The 13724-nt window shown below is 55.6% G+C and carries 14 protein-coding genes and 1 tRNA gene; 4 read left to right on the forward strand and 11 right to left on the reverse strand.

All coding sequences use genetic code 11. The annotated features are described in order from the left end of the window. Nucleotides 1-72: 72 nt before the first annotated feature. Together cbl and nac are read right to left on the reverse strand one after the other, a co-directional pair. Nucleotides 73-1032 carry an HTH-type transcriptional regulator Cbl gene (gene cbl, locus KOL70_RS07740; protein WP_021509789.1) on the reverse strand — a complete coding sequence of 320 codons (960 nt, stop codon included), beginning with the start codon at nt 1030-1032 and terminating at the stop codon, nt 73-75. A gap of 274 nt (nt 1033-1306) precedes the next feature. Next, nucleotides 1307-2224: a nitrogen assimilation transcriptional regulator NAC gene (gene nac / locus KOL70_RS07745; RefSeq protein ID WP_058757341.1), complete on the reverse strand. Its 918-nt coding sequence runs from the start codon at nt 2222-2224 to the stop codon at nt 1307-1309. Nucleotides 2225-2409: 185 nt separating this feature from the next. Between nac and KOL70_RS07750 the strand changes: the two genes are divergently transcribed. After that, nucleotides 2410-2559 (forward strand): hypothetical protein, encoded by a 150-nt coding sequence (locus KOL70_RS07750; protein WP_166711554.1) that lies wholly within the window; start codon nt 2410-2412, stop codon nt 2557-2559. Between the two features lie 122 nt (nt 2560-2681). On the opposite strand, the gene KOL70_RS07755 is transcribed toward KOL70_RS07750, so the two are convergent. The 3 genes from KOL70_RS07755 to KOL70_RS07765 are packed head-to-tail and all read right to left on the reverse strand — an operon-like array spanning nt 2682 to nt 6168. Beyond that, nucleotides 2682-3713: an ABC transporter permease gene (locus tag KOL70_RS07755; protein WP_058777949.1), complete on the reverse strand. Its 1032-nt coding sequence runs from the start codon at nt 3711-3713 to the stop codon at nt 2682-2684. A gap of 14 nt (nt 3714-3727) precedes the next feature. After that, nucleotides 3728-5212: a sugar ABC transporter ATP-binding protein gene (locus KOL70_RS07760; protein ID WP_021509786.1), complete on the reverse strand. Its 1485-nt coding sequence runs from the start codon at nt 5210-5212 to the stop codon at nt 3728-3730. Nucleotides 5213-5244: 32 nt separating this feature from the next. Continuing rightward, nucleotides 5245-6168: a sugar ABC transporter substrate-binding protein gene (locus tag KOL70_RS07765; protein ID WP_058782055.1), complete on the reverse strand. Its 924-nt coding sequence runs from the start codon at nt 6166-6168 to the stop codon at nt 5245-5247. Between the two features lie 507 nt (nt 6169-6675). Between KOL70_RS07765 and KOL70_RS07770 the strand changes: the two genes are divergently transcribed. Further along, nucleotides 6676-6751, forward strand: a tRNA-Asn gene (locus KOL70_RS07770). Nucleotides 6752-6877: 126 nt separating this feature from the next. Here the strand turns inward: KOL70_RS07770 and KOL70_RS07775 are convergent. Together KOL70_RS07775 and KOL70_RS07780 are read right to left on the reverse strand one after the other, a co-directional pair. Further along, nucleotides 6878-7327: a GNAT family N-acetyltransferase gene (locus KOL70_RS07775; protein WP_215480478.1), complete on the reverse strand. Its 450-nt coding sequence runs from the start codon at nt 7325-7327 to the stop codon at nt 6878-6880. 42 nt (nt 7328-7369) lie between these two features. Then, nucleotides 7370-8260, reverse strand: a complete 891-nt coding sequence (locus tag KOL70_RS07780; protein WP_215480479.1) for an SDR family oxidoreductase — start codon at nt 8258-8260, stop codon at nt 7370-7372. 120 nt (nt 8261-8380) lie between these two features. Between KOL70_RS07780 and KOL70_RS07785 the strand changes: the two genes are divergently transcribed. Next, on the forward strand, nt 8381-9295 hold the full coding sequence (locus KOL70_RS07785; RefSeq protein WP_215480480.1) for an AraC family transcriptional regulator: 915 nt from the start codon (nt 8381-8383) through the stop codon (nt 9293-9295). Between the two features lie 21 nt (nt 9296-9316). Here KOL70_RS07785 and KOL70_RS07790 read toward each other — a convergent pair whose 3' ends face one another. The 4 genes from KOL70_RS07790 to KOL70_RS07805 all read right to left on the reverse strand — a co-directional run bounded on the left by KOL70_RS07790 (nt 9317) and on the right by KOL70_RS07805 (nt 12847). Beyond that, nucleotides 9317-10078 (reverse strand): SDR family oxidoreductase, encoded by a 762-nt coding sequence (locus KOL70_RS07790; RefSeq protein ID WP_136545775.1) that lies wholly within the window; start codon nt 10076-10078, stop codon nt 9317-9319. 171 nt (nt 10079-10249) lie between these two features. Next, complete coding sequence (locus tag KOL70_RS07795) at nt 10250-10903, reverse strand: methionine ABC transporter permease (protein ID WP_125310077.1); 654 nt, start codon at nt 10901-10903, stop codon at nt 10250-10252. Then, nucleotides 10884-12008 (reverse strand): methionine ABC transporter ATP-binding protein, encoded by a 1125-nt coding sequence (locus KOL70_RS07800; protein ID WP_166711546.1) that lies wholly within the window; start codon nt 12006-12008, stop codon nt 10884-10886. Before KOL70_RS07800 ends, KOL70_RS07795 begins: the two co-directional genes overlap by 20 nt. 11 nt (nt 12009-12019) lie before the next feature. After that, nucleotides 12020-12847: a MetQ/NlpA family ABC transporter substrate-binding protein gene (locus KOL70_RS07805; RefSeq protein ID WP_211725440.1), complete on the reverse strand. Its 828-nt coding sequence runs from the start codon at nt 12845-12847 to the stop codon at nt 12020-12022. Between the two features lie 212 nt (nt 12848-13059). Here KOL70_RS07805 and KOL70_RS07810 point away from each other — a divergent pair, with 212 nt between their 5' ends. Then, complete coding sequence (locus tag KOL70_RS07810) at nt 13060-13701, forward strand: TetR family transcriptional regulator (protein WP_125310083.1); 642 nt, start codon at nt 13060-13062, stop codon at nt 13699-13701. Nucleotides 13702-13724: the final 23 nt, after the last annotated feature.

The raw sequence follows: 13724 nt of genomic DNA on the forward strand, positions 1-13724 counted from the left end.
TCTGCCCGCCAGCTTGCCACGTCCGTTTGGGGAAGCAAATAAAAAAGGCCCGCACCGGGCCAGAGAGGAAACTCAGATTTGGAAATCGATGGCGGGTTCGTCGTCGGTTTCGTAAGAGAGCGCCTGCCGTTTGATCTCTTCCAGTGACAGGTTAGCGTTACACAGTTCAAGGAACTGCCAGACGTAGTTGCGCTGGAGCTGGCCGCGCTTCAGCCCGAGCCACACGGTGTTGGCATCAAACAGATGGTGAGCATCGATCTTCACCAGGTCTTCGCCATCGTAAATATCGCACGCCTGATCGGCGAGGATACCGACGCCCAGCCCGAGTTCGACATAGGTTTTCACTACGTCAGAATCCTGCGCGCTGAGCACGATATCCGGGCGGAGGCCAGCAGCCTGGAAGGCGCGGTCCACGCGCGAGCGACCGGTAATCCCCTGACGATAGGTGATCAGCGGATGGCGGCTGAGGCTGGCGAGCGTGACCGGCTGATTCGCCAGCAGCTCGTGATCGTGCGGTACCAGCAGCGAGTGGTGCCAGCTGAACCACGGGAACGCCGCCAGGCTGGTGTTATTCACCAGCTGCTCCGAGGCTATGCCGACATCGGCCTCACCGGCCAGCAGCATGGCGACGATCTCCTGCGGTGAACCCTGATTGAGTTCCAGCCGCACGTTGGGATAGAGCTGGCGAAACGCTTTGATGACGCGCGGCAGGCTATAGCGCGCCTGGGTGTGCGTGGTGGCGATGGTCAGCACGCCGCTGGTCTCATTGGTAAACACATCCGCAAGGCGGCGCACTTTGCCGGCCTCATCGAGGATGCGTTCAGCAATGGTCAGCAGCGCTTTGCCCGGTTCGGTCATGCCTAACAGCCGCTTGCCACGACGAATGAAGATTTCCACGCCCAGTTCATCTTCCAGATCGCGAATATGCCGGCTCACCCCCGATTGCGAGGTAAACAACGTATTGGCGACTTCTGTCAGGTTGAATTCGCAACGGGCCGCTTCGCGTATAATTTTAAGTTGCTGGAAATTCACACCCTTTTCTCCTGTTTCCTGCCCCTGTTTCGTCCATGTTATGAAGTTGGTGTGATTGCAACAAATAATAAAAAACGGTGTGTTATGCGGAATAGTAATAAGCATGAGGTTGGGGATGGGTGCGCTTTGCCGCCCTCACCCCGGCCCTCTCCCATAGGGAGAGGGAGCGGATCGCGCGATATTCAGATGGCGTGCCGGGATGGATGGCTGCGCCAGACGGTTCCCTCTCCCGCAGGCGGGAGAGGGTTAGGGTGAGGGAAAAAACCTCTCTCTATCAACCCACTAACATCAGCTCGCGCTCCTCCACCATCGGCTTGTTCAGCAGCGACAGCAGGATGTTTTTTACCGCCTGCGCCGATGGCGACAGCGGCAGGCGCGCTGAGACGTTCAGCGACAGCGGCAGATTCAGCGACGGACTGTTAATGCGTGCCATCCACGCATGCGTTGAACTCACCAGCGCGCGTGCCGCCGATTCCGGCAGTACGGTAACGCCCATGCCGCTCGACACCGCCGCGGTTAAAGTTGAGATCGACTCAATTTCACCGATGATTTTCGCACTCAGGCGACGCAGCGAGAACGCTTCGTCCACGCGTTTGCGCACGGCGCTGTAGTCACGCGGCAGGAACAGGTTCATCTGCGCCACGTCAGCCAGATCCACCGTAGCACCCGGACAGGCCGTCGCCCCTACCAGATACAGCTCCTCTTTCATCAGCGGAATGCTGTTGATACCGGCAGTCGGCGCGCGATCGTACAGCACGGCCATATCCAACTGGCCATTCATCACTTTCTCATTGAGTGAAGTGCCGCTGTTCTCGTGCAGATAGACCAGCACATCAGGATATTGCTCGCGCACCGTTTGCAGCAGCGGCATGGTGAGCGAAGAGGCCGCCGTGCCCGGCGCGAGGCCAATCGATACCTGACCATTGAGCGCCTGGCCAGCGTTGATCACCGCTGTCTGCGCCTGTTCGCACTGGCGCAGGATGGTGCGTGCGTGAGCATAAAGAATTTTACCGGCTTCGGTTGGCGTTACGCCGCGCTTGGTGCGGATCAGCAACTGCTGGTCGAGTTCGTTCTCCAGCGTCGCCACCTGTTGGCTGAGTGCAGGTTGTGCGATATGCAGGACTTCTGCTGCCTGCGTCAGGCTGCCGATATCGACGATTTTTACAAAGTATTTCAGTCGTCTTAAGTTCATATTGCCTCCGTCACGGATCCCCGAATGCCCAAATGATGAGTTCTCAGCCTGCTGGCTTGTAACAAAGAAATTGCAATATGCAGGCCAGGTTTGATCTTTACCCGGCGGGCACTGACCAGAATTTTCCTAACGAACGGGAAAATAAGCGTTTCTGATTACCCCGAATGGGTTAATAAGTGCCGCACATGACCCATAACGTTTATCCGCTGGTGATGACGCACCCTGATGGTGCAACATTTGCGAGGCAGATGTGCAAAAAAGTGATGACTGCGCGTGCTGCTGTGGTGCAAAACGGGCAGAAAATGCACGGATTGCGGGGGCAGAAAGGAGAATAAAGAGAAATTGCGCGGTGGCTATCAGTGGGAAAACTTATTGTGTCTGACGATGCCGGCAGCCCGGCAGCGTGCAATTACCGCCTTCACCCTGCTCCTCTCCCGGAAGAGAGGAGCAGAACGGGTTAGCGTTTTTTGCGGTTGCGGTGCATATCGATTGAAACCGCTGCGACGATGATCATCCCTTTGATGATGTCCTGCACGTAGGCATCGACGCCAACAAAGGTAAAGCCACTTTTGATTAAACCGAGGATCACTGCGCCGATCAGCGTGCCGGTAATCCGCCCGACGCCGCCCATCAGGCTGCTGCCGCCGATAACTGCGGCGGCGATGGCGTCGAGTTCATACGCCATGCCCATGCTCGACTGGCCGCTGCTGACGCGTGCCGCCAGCACCACTCCCGCCAGACCCGAGAGCGCCCCGGCGATGGTATACACGATGATCAGGTATTTATTAACGTTGATGCCCGATACTTTGGCGGAGGTCATGTTGCCGCCAATCGCATAGACATATTTGCCGTAGCGGGTGTGTTTGAGTGCGATGTGGAACAGGAAGGCGACCACCAGGAAGATAATCACCGGCATCGCGCCCTGACCGATGGAGGTGAAACCGTCCGACAGGAAGCTGATCGGGTTACCCTGGGTATAATATTGTGCCAGACCGCGCGCCGACACCATCATACCGAGCGTAGCGATAAACGGCGGAATGCCGGTTTTGGTGATGAGCACACCGTTGACCACGCCGCACAGCAGGCCGACGCCGATGCCGGCGACGATCGGGATGGCGGCGGGCAGATTGACCAGTGACGGATACATCGGCGACAGGCTGTCAGACGTCTGCGCCAGGCTGGCGGCAACCACCGCCGTCAGGGCGATAACCGAACCGGACGACAGGTCGATACCGGTAGTAATAATGACCTGGGTGACGCCGACGGCGATAATACCGATGATCGCTACCTGCAGCACAATCAGCACTAAACGGTTGGTGTTGAGCAGAAATGACTGGTCACGCACGTACCAGCCGGCTATTTCAAAAATCAGCGCAATGCCTAACATCACGACAAAGATGCCGGTGTCTTTCGGCAGTTTATGGCGCAGATTGCCGAAGAAAGAACTCTGTTCGGTGGCCTGCGGGGCCGTTACTTTTACGTTACTCATAGGGGTCTCGTGCCTCACTCGGATGCCAACGACAAAATGGTTTCCTGGTCGGCCTCTTCTTTATCGAGGATGCCGGTTATACGTCCGCCGTGCATCACCATCACCCGGTCGCTCATGCCGAGAATCTCCGGCAGCTCAGAGGACACCATGATGATGGCCACGCCACGGTTAGCCAGTTCACTGATCAGGCGGTAGATTTCGGCTTTAGCGCCAACATCAATGCCGCGGGTTGGTTCATCGAGGATCAGAATCTTCGGTTGCGCCAGCAGCCAGCGCGCAATCAGCACCTTCTGCTGGTTACCGCCACTGAGGTTATTGATGATCTGATCCATGGTCGGCGTTTTAATATTGAGTTTGCGGATCTGCTCCATGCAGTCCTGCGCCATCTTCATGTGGCTAACGAAACCGCTTTTGCCGATGTAATCGGGCATATTGACGATGCTCATGTTCTCCAGCACTGACAACACGAGAAACAGCCCGGACTTTTTACGGTCTTCGGTGAGAAATGCCATGCCCTTCTCAATCGCCGTTGAGGGCGAATCGATTTTCACCGGCACACCATCAATCAGCACTTCACCGCTGTCGAAGCTTTCCATGCCGAACAGGCTCTCCATCACCTCGCTGCGTCCGGCACCCACCAGCCCGGCCACGCCGAGGATCTCGCCTTTGCGCACGCTGAAGCTGACATCGGTAAAGCGATCTTTGCAGGTCAGATTGCGCACCGTCAGCACTTCTTCGCCGATGGCACTGTTGAATTTAGGGAACAGCTGCGTCAGTTCGCGTCCCACCATCTGGGTGATCAGCGACTGACGGGTAAAGGCGGTGGTGCTGTTGCTGCCGACCCAGGTGCCGTCGCGGAAGATGCTGATCTCATCGGTGATGGCAAAAATTTCATCCATTTTATGGCTGATATAGATGATGGCTTTGCCCTGGGCACGCAGGTCGCGGATGATGGTGAACAGATGCGCCACTTCGGTTTCCGTCAGCGCCGAGGTCGGTTCATCCATAATCACGATGTCGGAGTTCCACGACACCGCTTTGGCAATTTCCACCATCTGCTGGGACGCAATGCTGAGCTCGCCGACCAGCCGATCGGCTTTCAGACGGATATTAAGTTTGTTAAGCAGTTCCTGCGTCTGCTGATTGAGCTTGCCGTGATCGACAAAGCCGTATTTCATCGGTTCACGACCGAGCCAGATATTCTCCGCCACGGTCATGTAAGGCACCAGATTCAGCTCCTGGTGAATCATGGAAATGCCGGAACGCAGCGCGTCCATGGTGTCCTGAAACTGCACTGGCTCCCCTTTAATGCGGATAGTGCCCTTATCGGGACGATACATCCCGATAAGGCATTTCATTAAAGTGGATTTGCCCGCGCCATTTTCACCCATCAGGGCATGTACCGACCCCGGCTTAATACGCAGTGAGACATTGTCGAGTGCCTTCACTCCGGGGAAGAACTTGCTGATGCCTTCGGCTTCAAGCGCAAAAGCGGTCATACATCACCTCCGTACGGCTTAAGGGGGAGCGATTATTTCTGGTTACGGTTTTCGAACTGCGCCATGTTGTCTTTGGTGATCAGCTGGTAAGGGATGTTGATGATTTTTTCCACTTTTTCGCCGTTCGCCAGTTTCACCGCAGTCTGTACGGCACCTTCGCCCTGACCTTTCGCATCCTGGAATACAGTGGCAACCATTTTGCCATTCTTCAGCATTTGCAGCGCATCAGGCGTACCGTCCACGCCGGCAATCAGGATGTGGTTCGGGTTTTTACCCAGCGCCTGCAGCGCACCAATCGCCATTTCATCGTTGTTTGAGGCAATGGCCTGGATATCGTCACCGGCGGTCATCCAGTTGCTCACCACGTCTACCGCATCGTTACGCGTAAACTTCGCGGTTTGCTTCTGTACCACCTTAATGCCCGGATATTTGGCGACCACCGCTTCGACGCCTTTAGTACGGTCACGGGTTGATTCGTTCGCCAGGTCGCCCATCAGGATCGCCACGTTGCCTTTGCCGTTCATCGCTTTGGCCAGTGCTTCCATCTGCAGACGGCCCGCCAGTTCAGAGTCGGAGCCGACGTACGCCATCTTGTCGGTCAGCTGACCCGCCGGTTTGCGGTTGACAAATACCAGTGGAATACCGGCTTTGGTCGCGGCATCCATGATCGGTTTCACCGCGTTAGTATCGACCGGGTTAACGACGATGGCGTCGACGCCCTGGCCGATGAAGTTTTGTACCTGCTGCAGCTGCTGAGAGACGTCGCCTTTGGCATCTTCCACCTGGCCTTTCACGTTGTCTTTTTGCATCTCTTTTTGCATGGCTGTGCGCAGGATAGTGAGGAAGTTGTCATCAAACAGCGCCATAGAAACGCCCAGCTGGATATCTTTTGCCATCACAGCGGCAGGTAACATGCAAGCTAACAGGGAAGTCACTAACGCTTTTTTGAATTTCATAGGTAACCCTTCTTATTTGTTAACGTGCTCAGGTTGGCTGAGTGCGCGAATGAAAAATATCTTTTACATTCACTCAACGTCGCTGGCGTTTTTTTTCTGTTCGTAGAGGTAAGGCTTCTGGTCTGACGCTATCGGTACCGTGCTGCTCCTTTTTTCAACATCTTCCTTATCAATATGTTACTTTCGCAAGAAGCGTTGAGCGGACAAAACTCGTTTCGGGCGTGATGATAAGCAGTTCATTTGTTTCATCATCTCTTCTTTTGAAATTTTCATCATAAAAGCACTGAAACGATTGTTTTAAAATCGGCAAATAACAAAACTTTGACACGCATCTAACATCTCAAAGGAAATGCGTTTAAAGTGAGATCTTGCTGGCAGTTTGAAATCTGCCCATTCAAGGCAGAAAAGCAGCAATCCGCTGCTTTTACGCGCACTTAAACCAGAAGTGTGCGATCGGGCTTTGACAACGGGGATCGGCATCGCTAATATTCGCCTCGTTCCAACGATTCCTCTGTAGTTCAGTCGGTAGAACGGCGGACTGTTAATCCGTATGTCACTGGTTCGAGTCCAGTCAGAGGAGCCAGATTCAAAGAAGCCCGCTCAGGGAAACCTGAGCGGGCTTTTTGTTGTGGTGAGTTTGCTGGGCGATGGAGGGTGATACGGGCCGCTAAATCAAACCCGCCGGACTGATGTCAGCCAGCCCTTTATTTTATAACGTTTTGCCCAGGCAAATGGCCTCTTCCCGGCCGCGGTAGGGTCCGTAATTTTCTCTCTGCCGGTAACCCTGCCTGATATAAAAATCCACGGCGCGCTGATTAACATGCCGGGTTTCCAGCCACAGTTCACGATATCCCAACGTTTTTGCCGCGGCTTCCAGAGCGCTGAGCAAGGCGCAGCCGATGCCCGGCAAACTGCGGTCGGAGAACATCCTTTTCAGTTCAGCGATCCCGGCAGCCACCGGCCGTAACGCGCCGCAGCCGACGGCCGTGCCCTGCGCATCTCTCGCGATCACCCACAACGCGCCTTCACCCTGAAAGGTGTCAACGCTGGCGCGGCTGTTTCCGCCATCGCCAGTGATAGCCGCAAGCTCTGCGGAGAGTTTTTCAATCAGACACTGTGATTCCGCCGAGCGCGGGTCTGCGTGTTCAATCTTTACCATCGTGATACCTGTATTAAAGGAGGCTGCTGTGGCGCTATGGTGTTACGCTAATCTGAAGTAACGTTCCAGATCCTGCAGTAACCCCGGATGCGAAGGTTGCCAGCCGGTACGCTGCCGGGTTAATTGTCCTGATGCACGCATATCCATGCTAACAAACAGCGCCAGCCAGCCAAAGTGGGCACTGGCTTCTTCGCGGGTCAGTTGCACGACAGGAACACCCAGGCCCGCTCCGATGCCTGCGGCAATGTTGCGCAATGAAATGCCCTGTTCCGCAACGGCATGGTAACGCTGGCCAGGCAGCGCTTTCTCAAGCACTGTCCGATAAAGTGAGGCGACATCAGCAACATGCGCCGCAGCCCATTGATTGTTTCCCTCTTCCACATAGGCTGAAACGCCTTTTTCTCGCGCCAGCTGGATTAACGCTGAGACGAACCCCTGCTTTACCTCGTTATGCACTTGTGGCAACCGGATAATGGAAACATTGACGCCACTTTCTGCGACCTGGGCTGCTGCTATTTCGGTCGATTTGCGCGGATTTTGCGTCGATGGGTCGAAAAAATCCTCGCTGGCAAGCTGACCCGGTGCGCGACTGCCCATGGCAGCAACTGAAGTGATAAGTAAAGGTCGCGTCGAATCCAGTAACCCCTTACCTAAGGCTGCAATTGCCTGAGTTTCCTGCATTGCCGTGTCCTGTGGGTGAGCAAAAGCGTGGTCATAAGCGCAGTGGATCACCGCATCAGCGGCGCGGGCACCCACGGTCAGACTCAGAAGGTTCTTCAGTTCGCCCCGGTGCGCGTCCGCGCCAATACGATTGAGACGCTGAACAGTCTGCTCCGAACGAGCCAGTCCGGTGACATGATGGCCCGCCTGAATCAGCTCAGCGGCGATCGCCATACCGATAAACCCGCTTGCACCTGTTATGAACACTTTCATTACAATCCCCTTATCGATGGTCTGGGACAACAACGTCCCGGTAATAAGCAGATTAAAATATGAATAATGGTACGGTCTCTGCTATAACGAGGTAATTTTATGCAGATCGTACGGAATTTTATGGATCCACTTTCCGAAGTGCTTACTCTGCTCAGATTGCAGGGGGCTATCTCAGGCGGTTTTCCAGTGGAAGCACAGACCGCGCTGGTGTTTGCGCCTCATCAGGGCATCAAATGCTACTGTGTCGTGGAAGGTAGCTGCTGGGTAGCGGTTGACGGAATCCAGCAGCCTCTGTTACTGGAAACCGGCGACTGTGTATTTCTCACCTCTGGCAAATCCTTTAGTCTGGCCACCCATCCCGCGGCTAAAAGACAGCCTTTTGTACCGCCCGACAGCGAAACGGGCGCGCTGACGCAGGTCGCGCCCGATCAGGGTGCTTTTATTCTCGGCGGTCGATATACCTTCGATAGCGCACTGGCAGATATCCTGCTGCAGGCTCTGCCCGCGATTATTCCTGTCAGGCAGGGTACGGGAACCAACATTATGCGCAGTGCGATGGAATGCCTGAGAGAGGAGATACAAACTTCGCAGCCAGGCAGCGCTTTACTCTCGCAGCAACTGGTGCAGATCATGCTGGTGCAGGCGCTCAGGGTATTTCTTCAGCAGCAAGGTGAAGAGCGTATTGGCTGGCTATTTGCCCTTTGCGATCCCCAACTCAAAGCCGCACTAAATTTAATGCATGCCGATCCCGCGTCCCCGTGGACGTTACAGGAACTTGCCCATCGGACGGGGATGTCGCGTACGGTATTCGCGAAAAAATTTAAATCCCGGGTGGGGATGACGCCGATGCGTTACCTGTCGAGATGGCGAATGCTGCTGGCAGGCGAGCGCCTGAGAAACTCGCGCGAACCTATTTCGCAGATTTCATTTTCTGCCGGATATGATACGGAAAGCGCATTTGGACGCGCGTTTAAAAAAGAGTGGGGATGCTCTCCGCGAGAGCATCGTCAACAGCAACAAAACGCCACGTTGTGAGTAGATATTGCACTATCAGGCTTAATTATTTTGCCCCGCGAGGCGATCGTTAAACGCCTGATAAAAGGCAGTATAATCTCCGCGAGCGGCAAAGCGCTGAGGTTTAACCCTTTCAACCAGCACCTCGGCAGTGTCCGGCTGTTCCTGCAATATTTGCAGCGTTTCCTGCATATACTCCGCCAACGGCATCGCTGCCGGATTCGTTGCGTGCTGCCTGCCCATTAATTCAGTTTGTACCAGCGGCGGAACCAGTTCCGTTACCTGAATGGCGGTATCACGCAATTGATAGCGCAGACTCTGCGTCCAGGAGTGAATTGCCGCTTTGGTGGCACAATACGCAGGGGTAAGCGACAGGGGCACAAAGGCGAGACCGGAAGAAACGGTCAGAATAGCGGCGTGGGGTTGCGCCAGAAAATGTTCAATTAGCGCAGCCGTTAAGCGAATCGGCCCTAATAAATTGGTGGTGATTTCTGCTTCAGCCACAGTAACGTCACCCCTTTTCAGATCTTCCCTGCGCATGATGCCGGCGTTATGGATCACCACATTCAGTGCCGGCCAGCGCTGAATGACAGTTTGCGCACCGCTGAGAATTGCATCATGACTATCCATATCCATTACGATGGCGTGCATGCCAGGATTGGCTGCGATAGTTTCATCCAGTACCTCTTTTCGCCTGCCAGCAATAATAACCTGATTACCTGCAGCCAAAAGCGCTTCAGCCATAGCACGTCCTATGCCTGAACCGCCGCCGGTGATCAAAATGGTGTTACCGGTTAATTCCATAAAACTCTCCTTAACGTGCAATTAACGATCCGAACGGATATTTGCGATGCGATAAGGAGAGTATATTCAGGTTGCTGATCGGCTACTCTTCAGAAGGTACGTAATACTATGCTGAGAATACCTGCCTGACATGAAAATGTGCCCCGCGCAGAGGAAACGGAAAGATTCCGTTTACCGCCTGTCAATGCGCTGTACCAGCCGATCGCCGAGCCACTGGATACCGCACACCAGCACGATCAGTACGGCGATCACCGCCACCATCACCGCCGTGTCAAAACGCTGATAACCGTAGCGAATTGCCAGATCGCCCAGACCGCCCGCCCCGATGGCACCCGCCATTGCCGAGGCGCCGATCAGCGCCACCAGCGTGACGACAAAACCGGAAAGAATGCCCGGCAGCGCTTCAGGAATCAGCACCTCCCAGACAATACGTAATTTGCTGGCGCCCATGGCACGCACTGCATCAATCAGCCCGCGATCGACATCGCGCAGTGAGACTTCCGCTACCCGGGCAAAATAGGGCGTGGCGGTGATCGATAACGGCACAATTGCGGCCCAGGTGCCCAAAGAGGTGCCGACCAGCAGACGGGTAAAGGGAATCAGCGCCACCAGCAGAATAATGAACGGCAGCGAGCGAAAGCCGTTGATCACTACGCCCAGCAGGCGGTTGATGCTCCGGTTTTCAGCAATGCCGCCGGGGCTGGTGGTCACCAGAATCAGTCCCAGCGGTAACCCGGCCAGCAGCGAAAACAGGCCGGCCACCGCCGTCATCAGCAGCGTTTCACCCAACGCACTGAGCAGTAAATCAATCATCACTGGCGACATAACCGACCAACTCCACCTGTGCCTGCTGCGCACGCAGCCAGCTGAGAACCTGATACTCATCGGCAGCGTTGGCGGCCGGGAGCGCAATAAAGAAACGCACTACCGCGTAGTGCTGAATGTGGTCGATGCCCCCCTGCAGCAGGCGAAATTTACCCGGCAGAGCGCTGGCAAACTGCGTCAGCAAATCCCCCTGCGCCGCCACGCCAGCAAAGTGAACGCTATAGATCGCCTCACCTTCACGCTGTTCGCTGAGCCGCGCTGCGAGATTCTCCGGCAGCTGCGGCAGCAGCCCGCGCAGCAGCGTGCGCGTCAGCGCGGATTGCGGATGGGCGAACACCTGCCACACCGGGCCCTGCTCGACAATCTCCCCGGCGTCGATGACGGCCACGCGATGCGCCACGGATTTGATCACCTCCATCTCATGCGTGATCAGCAGAATGGTGATACCAAGCTGCTGATTGAGCGATTTCAGCAGCGCGAGAATCGAGCGGGTGGTTTCCGGATCGAGCGCCGACGTGGCTTCGTCACACAGCAGCAGCGCCGGGCTGGCGGCCAGCGCGCGGGCAATGCCGACGCGCTGTTTTTGTCCACCGGAGAGCGCCGCCGGATAGTGTCCGGCCTTGTCGCTCAACCCCACCAGCGCCAGCAGTTCCGCTACGCGCTGGTTGCGCTGTGCCTTTTCCATGCCAGCTATTTTCAGCGGCAGCGCCACATTCTGCGCCACGGTTTTTGCCGACAGCAGATTGAAGTGCTGAAACACCATGCCAACGCGACTGCGCACCGCCTGCAGCTGCTGTTCTGACAGACCGGTAATACGCCGCCCTTCAATCTCGATTACGCCTTCGTCGGGCTGCTCCAGCCCGTTGAGACAGCGAATCAGCGTCGATTTTCCGGCGCCGCTGCGCCCAATCAGGCCAAGGATTTCGCCTTTTTGCACCGTCAGTGAGACATTGCGCAGCGCCTGTGTCTGGCCGAAACGGCGCGACACGCCCTGCAAACGCACCACGTTGCTGTGCTGCGCCACGCGATCGCGTACCTGAGCCTCTTCGATCACGCCGCGCGCCACGGCGGTCAGGGGCACGGTGGCCTCGGAAAATAGCGTCATGGATGGGTTCCTTACCAGGCGGTTTCGCCCGTGCCTTTGTAGACCTTGTCAAACACCGTTTTGACGGCATCGTTCTGGTACGATGCCACCAGGGTTTTCACCCACGGGGCGCTGGCGTTCTCTTTTTTCACCGCGATAAAGTTGTTGTATGGATTGTCTTTCACCGGCTCCTGCGCGATACGATCCGCCGCGGTCAGACCGCTTTTCAGCGCCCAGTCGGTATTGACCACTGCCGCATCGAGATCCGGCACCGAGCGACCAATGATGCCGGAATCCAGCTCTTTGATTTTCAGGTGATGGGGATTGTCAGTGATGTCGGCCGTGGTCGCGGCAATGCCGACGCCCGGTTTGAGTTTGATCAGCCCCTGTTGCTGCAGCAGCACCAGACCGCGTGCCTCGTTCGACGGATCGTTAGGCACGCCGATTACCGCTCCGTCTTTCAGAGCGGCGGCGCTTTTCACTTTCTTCGAATAGAGACCGATCGGCCAGACGGCGGTATCGCCGACGCGCACGATATCGTAATGATTGACCTTGATTTGATTATTCAGGAACGGCTGATGCTGGAAGGCATTGGCATCCACTTCACCATTCTGTAACGCTTCGTTGGGCTGATTATAATCATTGAAAATCACGGTTTTCACCGTCAGCCCTTTCGCGGCGGCCTGCTTTATTACTTCACGCCAGACGTCTTCGTCCTCGCCGCTCATGATGCCGACCTTCACCGCGGTTTTATCCGCCGCCTGCACCACTGAAAACGGCGCGAACACGCTGCCGGCAACCAGTAACGCGCCGACGGTTAACAACAATTTATTTTTGGCTGATACAAAGCGTGTGTGCATAAATTATTTCCTGAGTGTTATTATTACGCGAGTCAAAATAAGCTGCCGTGATCGACAGATACGCGCAGTATACGCAGTTGCTTATTCCAGCATTATGATTTATCCGGGAATGCTATTCCTGAAATGAATAAAGCCATGCCGCCGCTCATCGCGCCAAAAGGCCCCGGGCGGCTGTGCTACCATGCCTGTTTGATTGACCGTTATTGAGCGCTATGTCGGATACCACACCCAAACGTAAAAATGACCCGGAAGGGTTGAAAAAACGCATCCTCGCGGGTGCGCTGCAAACCTTCGCCGAATACGGTATGCAGGGCGCGCGAATGGAGCAGATTGCTGAACTGGCACAGACCACCAAGCGCATGGTGGTGTATCACTTCATCAACAAAGAGAAGCTGTATATTGAGGTGCTGGAGCAGGTGTATCAGGCGATCCGCCAGCATGAAACCGGCCTGAATCTTACTACGCTGGAGCCGGAAGAGGCGATGATCAAACTGGTGGAAGCCAGTTTTGACTATCACGTCACGCATCCCGATTTTATGCGCCTGGTGTGTACAGAAAACCTGCTGCGCGGGCGTTACATCATGCAGTCGGATCGCATCAAAGCGATGAACAAAAGTACCCTCGATTTGCTGGATGACATCCTGTCCCGCGGCCAGCGTCAGGGCATCTTTATCGATGGCCTGGATACCGTGGACGTACACCGCCTGCTCAGCAGTATTTGTGTGCATCACGTCTCCAACCGCTACACCTTCCACACGCTGTTTACCCCCCACGACAGTGAAGAGGACAGTATTCGCCGCAACCGTCAGCTGGCGGTGACGGCCACGCTGCGTTATATCCGCAAAGCCCCGTAATCTGCGGGTTCGCTGTGATGGTC

It is taken from the genome of Pantoea sp. B270, from assembly GCF_018726825.1.
GTDB lineage: Bacteria > Pseudomonadota > Gammaproteobacteria > Enterobacterales > Enterobacteriaceae > Pantoea > Pantoea dispersa.